The sequence below is a fragment of the Clostridium kluyveri DSM 555 genome (assembly GCF_000016505.1).
Classification (GTDB): Bacteria; Bacillota; Clostridia; order Clostridiales; family Clostridiaceae; genus Clostridium_B; species Clostridium_B kluyveri.
Map to the genome: position 1 here is coordinate 2350422 of NC_009706.1, position 19482 is coordinate 2369903.

At 30.8% G+C, this 19482-nt stretch carries 18 protein-coding genes, 1 CRISPR repeat array and 1 other annotated feature; of the genes, 2 read left to right on the forward strand and 16 right to left on the reverse strand.

Annotated elements, in window-relative coordinates; translation table 11 throughout:
- From CKL_RS11265 to CKL_RS11305, 9 genes are all read right to left on the reverse strand, one after another.
- Entirely contained in the window at positions 1–888 is an 888-nt protein-coding gene (locus tag CKL_RS11265) for an ABC transporter ATP-binding protein (protein ID WP_012102642.1), read from the reverse strand.
- 31 nt (positions 889–919) lie between these two features.
- Positions 920–1699 carry a hypothetical protein gene (locus tag CKL_RS11270; protein ID WP_012102643.1) on the reverse strand — a complete coding sequence of 260 codons (780 nt, stop codon included), beginning with the start codon at positions 1697–1699 and terminating at the stop codon, positions 920–922.
- Positions 1692–2216 (reverse strand): RNA polymerase sigma factor, encoded by a 525-nt coding sequence (locus tag CKL_RS11275; protein ID WP_012102644.1) that lies wholly within the window; start codon positions 2214–2216, stop codon positions 1692–1694. Before CKL_RS11275 ends, CKL_RS11270 begins: the two co-directional genes overlap by 8 nt.
- Before the next feature lie 215 nt (positions 2217–2431).
- Entirely contained in the window at positions 2432–4882 is a 2451-nt protein-coding gene (locus CKL_RS11280) for a heavy metal translocating P-type ATPase (RefSeq protein WP_012102645.1), read from the reverse strand.
- A 323-nt stretch (positions 4883–5205) separates the two neighbouring features.
- Positions 5206–6315 (reverse strand): metallophosphoesterase family protein, encoded by a 1110-nt coding sequence (locus tag CKL_RS11285; protein WP_012102646.1) that lies wholly within the window; start codon positions 6313–6315, stop codon positions 5206–5208.
- A gap of 111 nt (positions 6316–6426) precedes the next feature.
- Entirely contained in the window at positions 6427–6960 is a 534-nt protein-coding gene (locus CKL_RS11290; RefSeq protein WP_012102647.1) for a CDP-alcohol phosphatidyltransferase family protein, read from the reverse strand.
- Positions 6957–7418, reverse strand: coding sequence for a MarR family winged helix-turn-helix transcriptional regulator (locus tag CKL_RS11295; RefSeq protein WP_012102648.1), 462 nt, complete (start codon positions 7416–7418; stop codon positions 6957–6959). The genes CKL_RS11290 and CKL_RS11295 overlap by 4 nt, the downstream gene beginning before the upstream one ends.
- A gap of 21 nt (positions 7419–7439) precedes the next feature.
- Positions 7440–8060, reverse strand: coding sequence for a class I SAM-dependent methyltransferase (locus CKL_RS11300; RefSeq protein WP_012620631.1), 621 nt, complete (start codon positions 8058–8060; stop codon positions 7440–7442).
- A 210-nt stretch (positions 8061–8270) separates the two neighbouring features.
- The gene (locus CKL_RS11305; RefSeq protein WP_012102650.1) at positions 8271–8795 is read right to left on the reverse strand and encodes a peptidylprolyl isomerase; all 525 of its coding nucleotides are present in this window, start codon (positions 8793–8795) and stop codon (positions 8271–8273) included.
- A gap of 170 nt (positions 8796–8965) precedes the next feature.
- Between CKL_RS11305 and CKL_RS11310 the strand changes: the two genes are divergently transcribed.
- Both CKL_RS11310 and asnB read left to right on the forward strand, forming a co-directional pair.
- Positions 8966–10660, forward strand: a complete 1695-nt coding sequence (locus CKL_RS11310; protein ID WP_012102651.1) for a M3 family oligoendopeptidase — start codon at positions 8966–8968, stop codon at positions 10658–10660.
- A 221-nt stretch (positions 10661–10881) separates the two neighbouring features.
- Positions 10882–11155, forward strand: a binding site (T-box leader).
- A gap of 155 nt (positions 11156–11310) precedes the next feature.
- Positions 11311–12900, forward strand: a complete 1590-nt coding sequence (asnB, locus tag CKL_RS11315) for an asparagine synthase B (protein ID WP_012102652.1) — start codon at positions 11311–11313, stop codon at positions 12898–12900.
- Positions 12901–12986: 86 nt separating this feature from the next.
- Here asnB and CKL_RS11320 read toward each other — a convergent pair whose 3' ends face one another.
- From CKL_RS11320 to CKL_RS11340, 7 genes are all read right to left on the reverse strand, one after another.
- The gene (locus CKL_RS11320; RefSeq protein WP_012102653.1) at positions 12987–14357 is read right to left on the reverse strand and encodes a tetratricopeptide repeat protein; all 1371 of its coding nucleotides are present in this window, start codon (positions 14355–14357) and stop codon (positions 12987–12989) included.
- Between the two features lie 124 nt (positions 14358–14481).
- Positions 14482–14613 (reverse strand): hypothetical protein, encoded by a 132-nt coding sequence (locus CKL_RS21570; RefSeq protein WP_278184163.1) that lies wholly within the window; start codon positions 14611–14613, stop codon positions 14482–14484.
- A gap of 15 nt (positions 14614–14628) precedes the next feature.
- Complete coding sequence (locus CKL_RS11325) at positions 14629–15480, reverse strand: undecaprenyl-diphosphate phosphatase (protein ID WP_012102655.1); 852 nt, start codon at positions 15478–15480, stop codon at positions 14629–14631.
- A 385-nt stretch (positions 15481–15865) separates the two neighbouring features.
- Positions 15866–16750 carry an Rpn family recombination-promoting nuclease/putative transposase gene (locus CKL_RS19885; RefSeq protein WP_012620633.1) on the reverse strand — a complete coding sequence of 295 codons (885 nt, stop codon included), beginning with the start codon at positions 16748–16750 and terminating at the stop codon, positions 15866–15868.
- 54 nt (positions 16751–16804) lie between these two features.
- Positions 16805–17488: a CRISPR direct-repeat array (repeat unit 30 nt; unit sequence ATTTAAATACAATCCTTGTTAAGGTTCAAC).
- 207 nt (positions 17489–17695) lie between these two features.
- A complete protein-coding gene (locus CKL_RS11335) occupies positions 17696–18532 on the reverse strand; it encodes a DNA adenine methylase (RefSeq protein WP_012102658.1) in 837 nt (278 codons plus the stop codon).
- Between the two features lie 230 nt (positions 18533–18762).
- Positions 18763–18975 (reverse strand): HAMP domain-containing protein, encoded by a 213-nt coding sequence (locus CKL_RS21795; RefSeq protein ID WP_172634797.1) that lies wholly within the window; start codon positions 18973–18975, stop codon positions 18763–18765.
- Positions 18976–19170: 195 nt separating this feature from the next.
- Positions 19171–19368 (reverse strand): hypothetical protein, encoded by a 198-nt coding sequence (locus tag CKL_RS11340; RefSeq protein WP_041700814.1) that lies wholly within the window; start codon positions 19366–19368, stop codon positions 19171–19173.
- Between the last annotated feature and the right edge of the window lie 114 nt (positions 19369–19482).

Below are 19482 nucleotides of genomic sequence, written 5' to 3' on the forward strand. Positions count from 1 at the left end.
TCAAATTTTCTCCTTTCCTGTTCCATCTTCAGGGAAAAGCCATAAATACAAATCCTCAAGCCGTGGAATAGCATGTTTTGAATTAGGAACATCTGGTGTATTTGACAAGTACCTTATAGAAAGATTTCCATCTTCCTCATTTAATACATTTACAATACGGGCAATTTTTTCATAATGGGTAAGTTGTCTAGGTGATATTATGCTCTCCCATACCTTGCCTTCAACAGTTTTTACAAGTTCTTCAGTAGTCCCCGTGGAAATGATTTCTCCATCTTTCATAATGGCATTGCAGGTAGCAATATATTCCACATCAGAAACAATATGAGTAGAAATCAACACAATTCTATCTTGAGCAAACTCAGAAATAAGTTTGCGAAATTTCACACGTTCTCCTGGATCAAGACCACTGGTTGGTTCATCTAATATTAAAACTTCCGGATCATTCAAGAGGGCTTGTGCAATACCTACCCGTCTCTTCATTCCTCCAGAAAGTTTAGAAATTTTCTTTTTTCTAACTTCAGTAAGAGTAAGTATTTGAAGCAATTCATCTATTTTTTCTTTTGTATCATATTTAGTAAGGCCTTTTAAAGCTGCAATATATTTCAGATAATCCATCACTGTAAATTCAGGATAGAAACCAAAATCCTGGGGTAGATACCCTAAAATATCACGATAAGCTCCCTTAAGTACACCAATTTCAATCCCATCATATAATATCTTTCCTGAAGTTGGTACCATAATGCCAGCAATCATTCTTATTAAAGTAGTCTTTCTAGCACCATTTGCACCAAGAAGTCCCCATACACCAGGGGATATATTCAAGCTTACATTGTTAACAGCAATTTTATCTTTATATTGCTTGGTCAAATTACAAATTTCAAGTTCCATGGTTATCACTCCAATCTAGAAATTAAATTTATTAAACGACAGAATAATCATATATCTTGTTTGATTTTGCTATTAATTGATATATTTGAAAAGCAAGAATTACTGCAAAAAAAATACTAAGTACAATCCATCCGATTAAAGATGTTTGATAGTAAACCTGTGGTACTAATCTATGGAATAAGGATTGTAAAGGTAATATAAGCAAACAGAAAATTTCACAAATAAATACACCATATTGCTTATGATTACAGCCGAGAATAAAAATACAACCACAACAACATATTAAGAATGGCAATAGTAAATAAAATATTATAAAAATAGTGGAGATATTCACTTTATTCAACATAATAAGGACAATAGTAATCAAAAAAACACTATCCCCAATGGCAATGATAATTAGTCTGCTTGATACTAATTTAGATATTGATATACATGCAGCTAATTCCACTTCATACATCCTGTATTGTCTTGATCTATGGAGAAATGGTAAACCAGTTATAGTAATAAAAACTGCATAGAAACAAAGCAGATCTGGAATATGACGATTCACAATATATTTAAAATCTCCATCAAAGATTATATTTAGCATCAAAAACATGAAAATCAATATTACTCCCTGATACATCCATACTTTTCTACCTATAAATAAAATTTGACGAAATAAAAATTGAATATACCCAATTCTCTGTCTTCCTTTATAATTTTCATATTCTTTACACACTACGTTGATAGTCTCATTAACATGATTCTGTGAATATATTGGATATGTATTAAGAACCTTTTTTAAATCCAAACATAGTTTTTTATTCATGAGCCTGTTCTCCTTTTCTAACATTTTTCTTAATTTGTTTCAGTGCCGCCCGTAAACGCGATTGTACAGTTCTAAGTGGTATATTTTCTATTTCTGCAATTTCTCTCATGGATAAATCCTGTGCAAACCTTAGTAATACAATTTCTCTATATTTTTCAGGCAAATTTTCTACCAGACACTTCAAGTCCAAATCAAATTCAGTTTGTGCAAATCCATTTTCCATATATGCCAGATTTTCAGGCAGAGACTCCATTCCCTTTTTACGCCAAATATCAATACATACATTTGAAGCTACTTTATATACATAAGATTTAAATTTTCCACAATGAATATATTTTTTAAAATAGCGAATAGTCTTTAAAAATGTTTCCTGAGTAGCATCTTCTGCCGCTTGACGATTTGGTGTATGCCAAAGGCAGTATCGAAATACATCTGGATAATAAAGATTAATCAAATCTTCCAAACAAATTGTATTGTCATTTTCAATTTTTTGTAATATATTATATTCCTGAATCAAGTTTTATCCTCCTAATATCCCTCAAAAAACATCCTCTACATTATATAACGTTTATAAATGCCCAAATGATTTAAAAATTATCAATCAGGTCCAAACTATTTATCTAAAGAAAGATAATACATAAAATTTTTACATGATTTTTTAAAATTATTTGTGATTTTTCACACTAAAAAAGTACAGTCACAATGTTAATGACTGCACAAAATACAATTATATTAAATGTTAACCGTCTTCATAGCTCTCATGGAATTCAATACCGCAAGTAAAGTTACTCCCACATCTCCAAATACAGCTTCCCACATAGTACCTAAACCCAATGCTATAAGTACCAATAAGATTACTTTAATACCTAATGCAAAGATTATATTTTGCATTACGATGTGTCTAGTTTTCCTGGCTATTTTTATGGCTGAAGCAATCTTTGAAGGCTCATCGGTCATTATAACTACATCAGCAGCTTCAATTGCTGCATCAGATCCTACTCCTCCCATTGCTATACCTATATCCGCTCTGGCTAAGACAGGAGCATCATTTATACCGTCCCCTACAAATATCAATTTGCCTTTTGATGATTTTTCTTTATCAAATAATTCCATCTTTTCAACTTTTTCGTCCGGAAGAAGTTCAGTATAAACTTCATCTAGCCCTAACTGTTTGGCAACTTTAGTTCCAACTGTTTTATTATCGCCAGTGAGCATAACTATTCTCTTAATACCTATATCCTTTAAAGCCTTAACTGCTTTTGCTGAATCTTCCTTAACTTCATCAGATATTATTATATATCCTGCATATACTTTATCTACAGCAACATGAACTACTGTACCCACTGTTTCAACCTGTTCATAAATTATATTTTCTTTATTCATCAGTTTATAGTTACCCACTAGCACTTCTTTACCTTGAATCATAACTTTTACGCCATGACCTGATATTTCTTCATAGTTTTCTATTGAATCTTTAACTATTTCCTCTCCATAAGCATTTAATATAGAAGTTGCTATTGGATGGTTAGAATAACTTTCTGCATGGGCCGCATAAGCTATAAGTTCATCTCTTGAAATATTGTTTTGTGATTTTACCTCCGTTACCCTAAATACACCTTTTGTAAGTGTCCCTGTTTTATCAAATATTACACCCTCAACACTATTTAAAGCTTCAAGGTAATTTCCACCTTTAACAAGTATCCCATACTTTGAAGCCCCACCTATTCCTCCAAAGAAACCAAGAGGTATAGATACCACTAAAGCACAAGGACAAGATACTACCAAGAATGCTAATGCTCTATATATCCACTGTGAGAAAGTAGCACTTTCAATAAATAATGGAGGTAGTACAGCTAAGGCTACGGCTGAAAAAACCACAATAGGAGTATAGTATCTAGCAAACTTTGTAATAAAATTTTCAGTTGGAGCTTTTTTACTACTTGCATTTTGAACTAAATCAAGTATCTTTGCAATAGTAGAATCTCCAAATTCCTTTTCTACTTTAATAGAAAGCAATCCATTTTTATTAATGACTCCTCCTAGTATACTGTCTCCTGCTCTTACTTCTCTTGGGACTGACTCACCAGTTAAAGCAGATGTATCTACCATTGAATTCCCTTCAACTACTTTACCGTCTAGGGGTACTTTTTCTCCTGGTTTCACCAATATGATATTGCCCACACTAACCTCTTCCGGTGATACTCTTTTAATATCATCGCCTATCTTTAAATTAGCAAAGTCAGGTCTTATATCCATAAGATCCGTAATAGACTTTCTCGAACGATTAACAGCTATTCCCTGAAACAGCTCTCCTAACTGGTAAAAAAGCATAACTGCTACACCCTCTGGATATTGGCCGATAGCAAAAGCTCCAATAGTTGCTGTACTCATTAAAAAGTTTTCATCAAATATTTGGCCCCTGCTTATATTTTTCAATGCTCTTAAAACTACTTCTCCTCCCACAAGTATATAGGTTATTAAATACATTATAAGTTCTATGACATTTGAGAATTTAAAAGCAGTTGCTATTCCAAAAATTGCTGCACCAACAACCAATATAAACATTTTCTTTTTGCTGTTTTCTCCGTGCTCTTCTTTACGTTCATAAATTTTATTTTCGATCTCAACAACATTGGCATCTGGTTCTATTCTTTTAACAATTTCTTTAACTTTGAGAATAATGTCATTTTGCTTGGATGGGTTCTCTATATCTAAGATAAGCTTTGTGTTGACAAAATCTACCATGGCAGATTTTACGCCCTTTATATTATTAGATTCTGTTTCTATCTTTGCAGCACAGTTTCCACAGCATAATCCTTGTAATAATAATTCTTTTCTCAATTGTTTGTGTAAGCTTTTTTCAATTATCTTTACATCAGGTTCTAGTTTTTTTACCACATCCTTAGCCGCCTCAATCAGTTCTTTTGTTCTATTAATTTCCCCGATCTCCAAAGTTAACATTTTAGTTGGAAAGTTTACATTAGCAAAGTTGATTCCCTCTATTTTGCTAACCTTCTCTTCTATCTTGGCAGCACAGTTAACACAATCCAATCCTTCCAACACAAACTCTCTTTTCATATTGGAGTTAAACTCCTTCGCTGTAACACTGGCACTACTTTTAATAATATTTTTAGTTACCAATTTTATATTGTTCCTATTAGCATTTTTAACTACTTTATCCATTCTCCCTTCCCCCTAATAGTTTAAAATTTTCCCATATATAAATTAATACCCAGTAAAAAAATCTTACTATGATCATCATCTAAAATAAACAATAAGCTTCTTTTCCATAATCCCTACATCTCTTATGAATACATAAACATATGAGTTATTGTTCATATGTTTATTATATGCAATTATCTCATTAATGTCAATAAACTATAAGTTTCAAGTTTAATTTTATTATTAATAGGACAAAAGAGTTTTTGAATAAAGTTCTTTAAAATAAGAGGTCAGATTATTTTAATCTAACCTCTATTTTTGTATTGAAGTAAATTGGTATGGTTTTATATGATATTGCTCCATACATTAGTTAGCCTTTTTCCATTGTCTTCATAGTATATATATGCTGGCTGCCAGTAATTTCCTATATATTCACGCTGACGAGTGTTTACAGATACAAGTATTTTATTTGGAATATCTGTTTTGGATATTTTTATTATATTATATCTTCCCGGGACACCTGGCCATAAACCATTTTTTCCAACGCTTAAAGCTCCGGCTCCAATCATAATCATGTTGGGATTTATATTTTGAGGATTTAAATAGTCAAGGCTTATACTTCTATGAACATGACCATGTAAATAAATCTTGAAATTCTCATTTTGCAGTACATTTGCAAAAGGAATATTATTGTCATATCCACTTATAATATTTACAGGATGATGCCCTACTGCTATTTTTATTACGTTATTTTGAGGCAGTTGTCTTGAAGCCTTTATCAAACCTTCCGTATCAAAATAAGTTATTTTACGATGAAAATGGTCAATCTGAGCTGAGGTATTCAACATAAAAAATGCTAATTTTTTATTATCTATAAAATCTCCTAGTATAACTTTAAGCTGCTCTTTAGGGTTCTCTGGGAAAGGTACTTTATATAATCTTTCATATAGATATTTACTATAGTTTGTAAATTTTTTATACCACTCTTTACTATCTCTTCTTAAATAAAATAAGTCAGTTCCAATATTAGTAACTACTTTATCTTTAGGTCTGGGAGTACCAATGGCTAGATGATAGCTATTCATAGTGACATTCCAACTCAAATCATGGTTTCCAGGTACTATGATTATATTTTTATATGGTACATTAAGCTGTTTGCTCAATATATCTATAAAATGAAATGCCTTTTCAAAGGATGCTTCTGAATTACCACCTTCAACAAAATCTCCACTAAATACTATATAGTCGATATCATTTAAGCTTAAACTGTTTTCAGGACTATCAAAATACACCTTTTTTAAATCAATAATTAAAAGATATGCCTCATTTTTTTCATCAAGATCCAGTATATAGTGTAAATCACTTAGATCCAGTATTATTCCTTCTCTTTTAGCCTCTCTACTAATTTCCTTCTGTAATGGAGCTTTTACTTTCTCCTTCAATTTATAATCCACAGCCTCATCCCCAAATTTAATAGTATTTAATTTCTAAAATTTCTATATTACTACTATATAATACTCATCAATGTAGACAAGGTTCTAATGATTTACTTTCATGTTCTAATCTTAAAATTTGGAAAATATTCCTATGATGTCTCTTGATAATTCCCTTGATTTTATATGTATTATTAGTTCTTCCACAGCAGCTATGCTTGCAATAACACAAATCACATATCCTATAATATTTATATCCAAAAATCTATATAAATATGGAAAACAAAACAAGAGCAATCCTGTTATTTTATTGGCGTATGTGTGAAGAATAGCAAAGGTATGATATTTGAGATAGACTATAAGCAGTGAAATAACTCTAATAAAGAAAATCCATATTATCCATATTAATATTTTCATTGGAATGCGTATTATTGGTAACAAAGCAATAAGTGCAGAACTCATAAATACAATATCTCCAATACTATCAAGTATTGTTCCCAGCTTAGTTGTTGAATTAGTCTTTCTTGCAATATATCCATCAACAATATCACTAAATCCACATATAGAATACACAATCCAAAATAAAGGACTAAATGGTTTTAGAAATAATAGGATTACGGATAGTACCATTCTTAATATGGATATGATATTTGGTATACTTTTCATTTTATGCTGTTCTCCCCTGTAAAATTACGAACAATTTTCCTCATAAGTTTTAATAATTCTTCCCTCTCCTCCCATGTATCCAGACATCCCATTATTTTATTATAAACTTTTTCTTCCAATTCAACATGTTCCTTTTGTGCTAATATCCCATCTTCAGTAAGCACTAATCTATAAGAACGTTTATCTCTACTGCTTATAGTTCTTTTAATAAGATTTCGCTTTTCCAGTCTATTTATCATGCTTGTAAGAGTACTTTTAGGAATGTTCAAAACTTCAACTATATCTCTTATAATAACATCCTCTTTTTCAAAAATAATTCTTAAGACTCCTATCTCCGTGGTACTTAGCCCCTGTATCCTTGAAAATCGTGATTCTGCATTTTTATAGTCAGATACCATTATCATAGAATGCCATATGCTACTTAACTCTCTAATCTGTTTTTCATACTTTTTGTCCAAACTATCACCCCACAATTATTTCTAAGCAGATGCACTGATAACAAAACTTTTATAATTTATCTTTTTAAATTCAAAAGGTCTAAATCCGCATCTTCTTAGAAGTTTTTTCATCTCTTTTAAAGAATATATTTTATAATCCCCATTATGACATATACCAAATATAAAATTCAATACTTGCCTTATTAAAGGTGGAGCAGTAGGATCCCCTATAATCAATTTTCCATCTGCTTTTACCACCCTTTTCATTTCCAAAAGTACTTTTTGGGGATTAGGATAATGATGAAATGAAGCATTACATAAAATTATATCAAAAGTATTATCCGGCCAAGGTATAAATTCTGCATCTCCAACTTTTAATAGGATATCATCATTAAGATTCCTCCTAGCCACTTCAATCATTTTATTTGAAATATCAAGTCCACATAAATGTAATTTTTTATTTTCATATAATCGTGATAATATATTTCCAGTACCACAGCCTACATCTAATAAAATTCCATTTTGAAACTTATCTATCCTTTTAATAATTTCATCATACATCACTCGTACAAATCTTCCATCAAATCCATCATCATAGTTTTCTGCCTGTTTATCAAAATTCATTCTAGAGTTTTCCTTAAAAGTATTTTTATTATTCATCATATATCCTCCTCTATATTAGTACTATAATAAAATAATACTATTAACGTATTATTTTATTATAGTACTATTTTTCAATATTGAAGTCAATAGGTCAAAAATCTCCCCATTAAAAACAACATTTGATTTTGATCATAAAAAAATAGTAGTCTCAACGGATAATTGAGAGCTACTATTTTTTCAAACTTTCCATAAAAATATTATCTTATATGTTTAATCATTTACTTTTTGAGGTTCATCATATTTTTTATCAAAGTTTTCTACAGTTAAACTCTTCATTCTTTGATCTTCATAGGGCTTATCATTATAATCTCTTTTCTGTGACACTATTTTGTATACTTCTTCAATACCTTCTATAACTTTTCCAAAGGCAGCATACTGTCCATCCAGGTGGGGTGCATTATTTGCCATTATAAAAAATTGTGAACCCGCTGAATCGGGAGCCATTGTTCTAGCCATGGAGATCACTCCTTTTTCATGCTTTAAATCATTTTTAAAGTTGTTAGATGAAAATTCACCTTTAATTGAATAACCAGGGCCTCCCATTCCTGTGCCCTCAGGATCTCCTCCCTGAATCATAAATCCTGGTATAACCCGGTGAAAAATTGTACCATTGTAAAATCCTTTTTCTGCCAATGATATAAAATTATTTACAGTATTAGGTGCAATATCTGGATAAAGCTCTATTTTTATAAATTTCCCATTTTCCATTTCAATTGTAACTATAGGATTTTTCATTTACTTACCCTCTTTCTATAATATGTAATACAGCATATGCCGCATTTATACAATAAACTTTATTAAAACTACTGTCAAGTGAATAATTTTCATTAACTGAATAATTTATTTTGAAAATTAATCCATTTATATTATAATATTAGTAAATTTAAATGCATTGGAGGCATATCATGAAATTTAGTGAATTCAAATATGAAAGACCAGACTACGATGAAGTCAAAAAGTCCATTAACTCTCTTGTTGATGAATTAAAATCAGCTAATAGATGTGAAAAACAGCTTGAATGTATAAACCATATAAATAATATAAGAAATCACCTGCAGACCGTGGGAACCCTGGCTCAAATACGACACAGTATAAATACAAAAGATAACTATTATGATAAAGAGAAAAGCTATTGGGATAAATATTCCCCTCTATACGATGAACTGGACTCTACATTTTACAAAGAACTGGTTCAATCAAAATTCAGAAAAGAATTGGAAGAAAAACTAGGCAGGCAATTTTTCACTCTGGCTGAATTTTCTTTAAAGTCTTTTTCTCCCAAAGTAATAGAAGACCTTCAGCTTGAAAATAAATTGTCATCGGAATATACCAAACTGCTCGCTTCTGCAAAGATCCCTTTTATGGGTGAAACAAGAAATTTATCTGGTCTCACCCCCTTTATTCAAAGTAAAGATAGACAAATAAGAAAAAATGCTTCAGATGCCAAATATAAATTTTTTACAGATCATGAAGATGAAATTGACAAAATATATGATGATCTGGTAAAGGTGAGAACTAAAATAGCACAAAAATTGGGCTTTAAAAGCTTTGTGGAACTAGGTTATATAAGAATGAAAAGAAGTGACTACACTCCTGAAATGGTAGCTAAATTCAGAAAGCAGGTGGAAAAGTACCTTGTACCTGCAGCTTCAAAGCTTTATGATAGACAGATAAAAAGATTGGGACTTGAAACTCTTACCTACTATGATGAAAAATTTGAATTTACAACAGGAAATGCCAAACCAAAAGGCAGTCCGCAATGGATAGTTTCAAATGCCAGTAAAATGTACTCTGAATTATCTGCAGAAACTGGAGAATTCTTTAGCTTTATGCTGGAGGGAGAACTTTTAGATCTGGTAACTAAAGAAAACAAGGCTGGAGGCGGATACTGCACCTATATACCAGAATATAAGGCACCTTTTATATTTTCAAATTTCAACGGAACTTCAGGAGATGTGGATGTTTTAACCCATGAAGCTGGCCATGCCTTTCAGACTTATCTATCCAGATGGATTGAAATTCCAGAGTGCATATTTCCAACCTATGAAAGTTGTGAAATACATTCAATGAGTATGGAGTTTTTCACCTGGCCCTGGATGAATCTATTTTTTCAGGAAGATGCAAATAAATACAGATTTGCCCATCTTGAAAGTGCCGTGAAATTCATACCTTATGGAGTTACAGTAGATGAATTTCAACACTATGTATATGAAAATCCAGAGGCAACCCCTGAAGATAGAAAAAAAGCCTGGAGGAATATAGAGAAAAAATATCTGCCCCATAAAGATTATACCGGCTGTGACTTTTTAGAAAATGGAGCATGGTGGTTCCAGCAGTCCCATATATTCAACGTACCTTTTTACTATATAGATTACACTCTTGCCCAGATATGTGCCCTTCAATTCTGGAAAAAAGCAATGAACAATAGAAAATCTGCCTGGGAGGACTATATAAGGATATGCAAAGTTGGAGGTACAAAGTCCTTTTTGGAACTTGTTGAAATCGCCAATCTCAAGTCCCCTTTCCATGATGGATGCATAAGTTCAATTATTAAAGCTATAAATAACTGGTTCAATTCAATAGATGATAAAAAACTATAATTTAAATTTTCATAATTCAATCAACTTTATAACTAATTTTTTATAAAAATATAAATATATGCCATAGGTTTAAAGCCCATACTTTTATGATTTTATCAAAAAAAATAGCAATTTAAAATAAATTTTATTCTATATGCTTGTTATATTATTAACATTGATAATTTTACTTATAAAAAAGTATTGACAAAAACATATATACGGTTTAGAATTAAACTCATCGAAGAAAAGCTATGATGGAGACAAGTAGGAAAAATATTCCACCAACAGTGAACTGGGGACAGTGTGAACCCAGGAGGCAGGATTTTTTTGAATAACACTCCGAAGTTGCAAACCGAAATATTTGTGTATTTAATTTAAACCTCTTAAAGCAGGTTCAAATAAAGTAGGAGCGTCGTATTCCATGCGTTATTTGGATACCAGTATTAGCTGGAAAGAGACCAATTATATTATGGTAAATTAGGTGGCACCACGGATAAGCGTCAATTCGTCCTATTATTAAGACGAATTGACGCTGTTTTTATATCTAAAATAAATTATAAAAAGTCGGCTGACTACACTTTTGTAGGGGAATTAAAACTTCAGTATTTCAGCTTTGTAAATAAAATTCAAAAAGATAATTATTAAACTTATTGTATTAGGAGGAATATTATATGTGTACGATCATGTGTTATACAGGAACAGATATGAAGCATGGAAAATTTGCAGAGGCTCTTCAAAGAACAGAGTCCAGAGGGCCGGACATGATGGAAATTCTTACTTTGCCCTCTGGTATTTTGGGCTTTCAAAGACTTTCTATTATGGATTTAAGTTTTAGCGGAATGCAGCCATTTACCAGAAAAATGGATGCAGCTATCTGTAACGGTGAAATTTATGGCTTCCGTGAGATTAAAAAAGATCTTATAAAAAAAGGACATAAATTTATTTCCGATAGTGATTGCGAAATATTACTTCCCATGTATTATGAATACGGGCTGGATATGTTTTCAAAATTGGATGCGGAATTTGCAACTGTTATCTATGATGGAAAAAAGGACAGCTACATTGCAGCTCGTGATCCAATTGGAATTCGTCCTTTATTTTATGGCTATTCTGAATCAGGTAAAATTATATTTGCAAGTGAAGCAAAAAATTTAATTGGTCTTACAGACAAAATTATGCCATTTCCACCAGGACATTATTATACTGACGGTAAATTTACATGCTATTGTGATATAGCAGCAAAAGAGAGTGACTATTGTAAAGATGACTTGGACGTTATATTCAATAAAATTCATGATAAATTAGTGGCCGCTGTGAAAAAACGTATGGATGCCGACGCTCCTGTAGGTTTCTTATTAAGCGGCGGCTTAGACAGCTCATTGGTATGTGCAATTGCCCAAAAAATGAATCCTAAAAAACCAATTAGAACATTTTCTGTAGGTATGACTGAAGATGCCATTGATTTAAAATATGCAAAAGAAGTTGCAGATTACATTCACAGTGATCATACCGTTGTCTATATGACAAAAGAAGAGGTACTCAATTCACTAGATGAAGTTATTAAAATTCTCGGAACCTATGATATTACCACAATAAGAGCAAGTATGGGAATGTATTTAATCTGCAAGAAAATACATGAAATTTCTGATATAAGAGTTCTTCTCACCGGTGAAATTTCCGACGAATTGTTTGGATATAAATATACCGATTTTGCCCCAAATGCGGAAGAATTTCAAAAGGAATCGCAAAAGAGAATTCGAGAACTTTATATGTACGATGTACTTCGTGCAGACCGCTGCATCAGCTCAAATTCCTTAGAAGCAAGAGTACCCTTTGGAGATTTGGATTTCGTAAAGTATGTTATGTCCATAGACCCTGAAAAGAAATTAAACAAATACAACATGGGTAAATATCTTTTAAGACGTTCATTTGAAGGAAGTTATCTGCCACATGATATCTTATACCGGGAAAAAGCAGCATTTAGTGACGCTGTAGGTCATTCCATGGTGGACTATTTAAAGGAATATGCAGAAACATTCTATAGTGACGAAGAATTTGAAAAAATATGTGAAAACTATGAATATCATGCTAGACCATTTACAAAGGAATCATTGTTATATAGGGAAATTTTTGAAAAATACTATTCAGGCCAAGCAGAAATGATAGTAGACTTTTGGATGCCAAATAAAGAATGGGAAGGCTGTGACGTAAATGATCCTAGTGCGAGAGTATTATCAAATTACGGTGCCAGCGGTAAGTAATTTATGACAAATAACCAGCATGCCAGACTATTAAGTTAGTAACATGCTGGTTTGCTTATAGCCTATCCTTAAATAAATTTGCCCATTCACTTGCCACAGCATTTTTTGTACTTTTTGCCACTACCACAGGGACAAGGGTCATTTCTTCCCACTTTAGGTTCTTCTCTTATGTAAGTATCTTGAATCCCCTGCCAAAGATCACAATCCCCGTTATTTCCTACATTATTAAATAACTTTTCCCCTCCTATGCCTTCAAGGGCCATTTCAAGCCTGCCTCCACGGCTTTTAAAATATTTCTCATGTTCTTTAATCATTTTATTTCTCTCACTACCATTAAATGCTTTTTCAAAAAAATCTTTTAACTCCTCATATAAATTAGAATATTTTTTTGAAAGTGATATAACATATTTTCTATATTTATTTATATGCGTTAAAAATTGATGTTCCGCCCCACGAATATAAAGTTCTGAACCCATTGACTCCTCAGGCAATATTTTACTGGATACAAAACTCACAAAATCTTCATGGTACTCCTCATCTTTTTCCAGACTCAAAAGTTCTTCTTGAAATTTACAGAATCTATCCACCTTGAATTTAAGTTTTCTTATTTCTTCATTACCCGGTGTAATTTTTTCTGCCTTTTCTAAGATTTCTTCAGCAAGTCCAAACATTTCGGCTTCAACCATCCGTTTGGAAATCATAAGTAATATCCATGCTACATGTTCTTTTTCATCTTCTTGTTTAATTACTTCTTCTGATAACTTTTCAAGATTTTCTTTCATACTTTCAAAATTACCTTCTTTTAAATCTATAATGAAAATGGCAAGATAAGCACTTATAATAAAGTTTTCATTTTCTTTTCTTTCAATTAATTCATAAAGGACTTCTTTAGCTTCTTTAATATTGTTTCCTTCCATGTGTGCCTGGCTAAGACCCATCCATAAGGAAATATTGTCTTCATCTAATTCTATGGCTTTTTCAAAACTTTTAATTGCCTTTTTATGCCATCCTCTCATTAAATATGTCTTAGCTAGATATCCGGCAAAACTTGCATTATCAGGTTCTGCTTTCACAAGTTCTTCAAATATCTTTATGGCCTTACCATTATTGTTATTTTCAATACAAACCTCACCAAGAAAACTTTGTATTACCAATATGCTTGGAAACTCCTTATGTAATTCCTCTAAAATTTTAATAGCCTTTTGATTTTTACCTTCTTTAAAGAGTTCATTTGAAGCATCAAATCGTTCCTTTGCATTGCCAGGTATATTAATAAAACTATCATACTCTTTTCTAGTTTTTTCATTACTTAATATTTCATAAGCCTTTCGAATTTCCATAGACTTTTTTGCAAATCTTTCTGACGGGTATTTTCTAACCATTTTAAAATAAGATTTTTTTATTTGTGCAGAATTGGCATCCTGGCCTATTTCTAAAATGTCATAATAGGTATTCATTCAATTTATCTCCTCAATTGTTTATTAAAAAGTTTCTTTTATCATACTAATAATCCTTTAAATTTTTCACTTTCCAAGATTCGGATAAATAGTATCGGTTTTATTATACCATATTAAGGCACCGCTAAGAGACTATATATTCTCCTTTTTTATCTCCAATAAATAGTTTTTTCTTATTCTTTATTTTTATATCTCCTGATGTAGGTTTATGTCCCATTAAAATCTTATTTAAATTATTGACTTCTAAAATATTCACCTTAATCTCTCCACTCTAAACTGTTAATTTGATAACACCAGTAAACACCAATATACCAAGTAATAAGCCTGCTATAATTCTGTATATTGCAAATATTTTCATTGGTTTCCTCTTTAAATAGTCAATAAATTTTTTCATCACTATAAGGGCTACAATAAATGACACAACAAATCCTAATATTAATGAGATCCACAAAGTGGTGCTCATTATTGAGTAATTAAATTCAAACAGATCCTTTCCTGTGGTTCCTATCATAGCTGGAATTGCTATGAAAAATGAAAATTCTGCTGCTATGGGTGTTGATAATCCTGCAATCCATCCACCCATTATTGTAGATGCACTTCTTGACATACCTGGCCATACGGCAAGTATTTGCAATAAGCCTACTTTAAATGCTTGTATAGAGGTTATACTATCTATACTTTTCACTCTGAATTTTCTATTAGCATGTATCTTTTCAACTGCCAATAATAATAATCCTCCAGCTATAAATCCTGCTATAACTGCCTCTGGTGTAAATTTGGATTTTATTTCACTGTAAAATATCAGTCCTACAATTCCCATAGGAATAGAGGCCGTAATAATATTTATTCCAAATCTAAATCCTGTTTTTCCTTTTTCTCCTTTAGTACCTATAAATGTAAAAAATTCTATTATACTATCTTTTATCTTTCCCCAATACAAAACAACCACTGCCATTATGGCACCAAGCTGGATTACCACTTCAAACATCTTTGCAAACTCCCCATTAAAACCAATTGCCCATCCAACTAATATCATATGCCCTGTGGAAGATACTGGTATAAACTCAGTAATACCTTCCACTATTCCTATTATAATTGCTTTTAATATAAATACTATATCCATAAATAATTACTCCTTAAATATTATTTATTAAATTCAACTTCATTCCCTGTTTCTCTATCTAGTCTATCACAACAAATTATACTATAGTATCTATAAAGCTTACAGAAATATGACATAACTGTAAGCTTTAATATTTAAACATATAAAAATAGTAAATCAAGCAATTTTTAGGACCAGATAAAATTTGCTTATAAGGAATATACATCCTTATCTGAACCTTATTAACATTCATTAATTCTTATATTTAAAAATTAATATCGCCTAGTATATTTTTGATGAATTCAATACATATTCACCACAAAAGAAAAATAGAGCAGACTATCTATTCCATTTTCCACTTTGCTTTACTTTTTCAACTAAAAATCTGCCTCTTTTTACAAAGTACCTAATCAGAAATTATTTTTATGTCTAATATATCAAGTAAACTTTTTGCTATTTTTATCTTCTCTTCTTTTCTACCTTCTTCTCTCCCCTTTTGTGTATAATGTATTTTTCTTATTTCATCAACAGACATATTGAATACACCTCCCTGGTATTTTTTTAATTGCTTATATTTGTTTTCCAGCTCTGAATCTTCAATCAAAAACAAATATTCCAAAAAATCTACTAATACCTTCACCTGTTCATTGTTTTTTACTTTATCATAACTTTTAAGTTCCCCTGCAAGCTCTATTTTTGCATTACATATTTCTTCATCTGTTACTCCTGTATTTAATAATTTTTTACCCATTTTAAATACCAATTTCAACGGATTTTCATTCCTTATACTTTCAAGTTCTATTTGTTCAACATCCATAGTCCTGAAATTATATACAAGTACATCTTCTGAAAGTTCCGGCAATTTATATACATATCTTTTATCTTTTCCTCTTTCTCTTTTATAGGTATAGATTACTGCTGCCACTATTTCCGACTTGTCATCATATTTATATCTAAATCTATCCCATATCCTGTAAAAATATCTGAACATCCTCTCCCCAAAAACTTCATATCCACTGCTGTAACTTTGTACCTCCACATGTATAAATAGTATTTTACTTCTCCCACATTTTAATTTGGTTTTTATGATTTTATCCGAAATTATTTTTTCACTACTCTCTTTATCAAATATCTCTTTTTGTATTTCATTTAATTCTTTGTCCAAAAACTCTGTTCCAAGTTCCCATGCTATTTCACAAAAAAGTTCTGGAAAAAGCAGTTCTACTATTTCTACTTCAAAGGTTTCCAATATTGTCTTCCATGCTGTATCAAAATCATATTTTTTTGTCAAATCTTGTTAAGGTTCAACAAGCAGTAAAGATAAATCTTTAAGGATTAAAAATGGATTTAAATACAATCCTTGTTAAGGTTCAACCAACCACCTTCTTAACCTTATAAAATTGTGTTCATTTAAATACAATCCTTGTTAAGGTTCAACTTATACTGCCTGAAAAGCCAAATATCCATAAGCATTATTTAAATACAATCCTTGTTAAGATTCAACAATTACCAATATTTTTACCTAAAGTTTTTAATCTTATTTAAATACAATCCTTGTTAAGGTTCAACTTTTTAGTAAGAGGACTTAACCATTTTGGCAGCTCTATTTAAATACAATCCTTGTTAAGGTTCAACACACTATATTTTTGAATATCACCTTGTAGTATTTTAGATTTAAATACAATCCTTGTTAAGGTTCAACTTGTATCCCCATCAATTCCTCTATTCTTTATAGATATTTAAATACAATCCTTGTTAAGGTTCAACCAGCAAAGATTATGGAATTATAAGGAGGAAATTTAAATTTAAATACAATCCTTGTTAAGGTTCAACTTTCCTATATTAATCAACATTTTATTTTCTCATGTTATTTAAATACAATCCTTGTTAAGGTTCAACCTTGTGGTATTAAAACAATCCTGTCTGGTACTCCATTTAAATACAATCCTTGTTAAGGTTCAACCTAGGATATGCATTTTTATTCTTTTTAATAATTCTTATTTAAATACAATCCTTGTTAAGGTTCAACCAATGTAAATTAGCCATTCTTTATTTTTATTATAACCCTAAATACATTGGCAATAAAGAGTTTGTTCGAAATTTTTCCAACCGTTTTTTATTTTTCAAAATCATCATAAAAAAAGCCTCAAACATTGTATTTAAATGAATAGAGGTATTTTTATTTTAGAAGTCGGTTGGAAAAATATTTAACTATTTCTTTTTATTTTTAAATATATTATCCATAATTTCTCACCAGAACCTCGTCAATTTCTCCCCTCTTATTTCCATTAGAATTAATAAAGCGTTTTGCCTGTATTATTTTAGTATTATAATCTTTATATAAATCTAAAATAAAATCTGTTGAAGAATTAGACAGTAGAAACTTAATTCCCTTGGAATTTAATTTATCACATACATTTCTTAGTCTCCATTGTTCATCCCTATTAAATCCCCCTTTAGCATAGCCAGTGAAATTCGAACTATTTGATACAGGATCATATGGAGGGTCGAAATATACAAAAGCTCCTTTTCTAATAGATTTGAGAGTTTCTTCATAATCACAATACTTTAATTTAATATTGGCTTCATTTAGGTACTTACTAACAGCTCTTATAGTTATTTCATTAGTTATATTAGGATTTTTATAATTTCCAAATGGAGAATTGAATTGTCCTGCCATATTAACCCTAAACAATCCATTATAACAGGTCTTATTTAAATAATGAATTCTTGAAGCTCTTTCTACTTTTGTGAGTTTCGAATAAATACTTGTCTCTCTATCTAATCCTCTAATTTTATAAAAATAGTCTGGCGTGTTTTTATGTTTTTTTAAATCCTCAATTAACTCATCAACATTATCTCTTATAGCCATATATAAATTAATCAGCTCTTCATTTATATCACTTACAACTGCTTTCTTAGGTTGAATATCAAATAAGACTGCTGCTCCGCCAAGAAAGGGTTCATAATAAGTTGATATATTTTTAGGAATATATTTTTTTAACTCAGGCAATAGTTGCCTTTTACCGCCAGCCCATTTAACAACAGGTTCAACTAACTTATCGTATTTCAATTTTACTCCTCCATCCCTACTTTATATACCAATTATTATAACCTATTATAAAAAACAGAACATATGTTGCTAAATAAAATGTTAATAAAAAATAAAAACCCCCAGAAATTCTTAAAGTGGATCCCTTTGCCAAGGCAACTTTTTAATATATTTATAATTCCTTTCAGGATTAAAGGTTGAATATCTATAATTACAAACAAATTTTGGTTAAAGAGTAAGCTTTATTATTTTCAGTTAAAAGCATTTTTCTCCAGATCCTTAGCCATTTTTCGTAATGATTCTATAGACCTTGAAATATTTTGAATAGAAGATTTAACTCCAGCAATCAGCTTACTTATATTACCAATCATATCATTAAATGATTTTGTAATGTAAGCAATTTCATTGTTTCCTTTTATTACTGTTTTTACAGAGAAATCCCCTTCCTCAACCTCTTGAATAATTTTTCAACCAGTGGTTTGGTTTGTTGCAAAGGTTACTATTTTGCTATTTGCAGTATCCTTATATACCCCGGATTGAAGTGCATAAATTTTGTTAACCCAAGGGCTTTTAGTAGCATTTAGCTCCTTATTATTGTTACTTTTATCACTGCTTGAAACAACAAAATGTTTACCATTTTTATTATCTAAATAAATAAATTACTTTTGTCCATCTTTTTCAACTGCATCTTTATACCAGCCGCGTTTTTCAGCGAGCCAATCAGGACTTTTTGCAAGTTCATTTGTACTATCAAGCCATGTGACCAGTTTTTTATTTCCAAGTAAAATTTTATTTGGTCCTAAGTATGTAAATGCTGCTGATTTATGGGAGTCTTGAAATGATTTAAAAAGATACATCGTATTATCATAATATTTATCTGGTTGATTAAACTACTTCTTGTACCATTTCCGTATTTAAAAACATATTTACTGAACTAGTATAAACATTTAGAAAACTTCTAATGATAACTC

Bases quoted from the DNA above. Each gene is read 5' to 3' on its own strand.
- CKL_RS11270 (WP_012102643.1), bottom strand. From the start codon at position 1,699: ATGAATAAAAAACTATGTTTGGATTTAAAAAAGGTTCTTAATACATAT.
- CKL_RS11340 (WP_041700814.1), bottom strand. From the start codon at position 19,368: ATGTATCTTTTTAAATCATTTCAAGACTCCCATAAATCAGCAGCATTT.
- CKL_RS11305 (WP_012102650.1), bottom strand. From the start codon at position 8,795: ATGAAAAATCCTATAGTTACAATTGAAATGGAAAATGGGAAATTTATA.
- CKL_RS11300 (WP_012620631.1), bottom strand. From the start codon at position 8,060: ATGATGAATAATAAAAATACTTTTAAGGAAAACTCTAGAATGAATTTT.
- CKL_RS11325 (WP_012102655.1), bottom strand. From the start codon at position 15,480: ATGGATATAGTATTTATATTAAAAGCAATTATAATAGGAATAGTGGAA.
- CKL_RS11265 (WP_012102642.1), bottom strand. From the start codon at position 888: ATGGAACTTGAAATTTGTAATTTGACCAAGCAATATAAAGATAAAATT.
- CKL_RS11290 (WP_012102647.1), bottom strand. From the start codon at position 6,960: ATGAAAAGTATACCAAATATCATATCCATATTAAGAATGGTACTATCC.
- CKL_RS11280 (WP_012102645.1), bottom strand. From the start codon at position 4,882: ATGGATAAAGTAGTTAAAAATGCTAATAGGAACAATATAAAATTGGTA.
- CKL_RS11310 (WP_012102651.1), top strand. From the start codon at position 8,966: ATGAAATTTAGTGAATTCAAATATGAAAGACCAGACTACGATGAAGTC.
- CKL_RS11320 (WP_012102653.1), bottom strand. From the start codon at position 14,357: ATGAATACCTATTATGACATTTTAGAAATAGGCCAGGATGCCAATTCT.
- asnB (WP_012102652.1), top strand. From the start codon at position 11,311: ATGTGTACGATCATGTGTTATACAGGAACAGATATGAAGCATGGAAAA.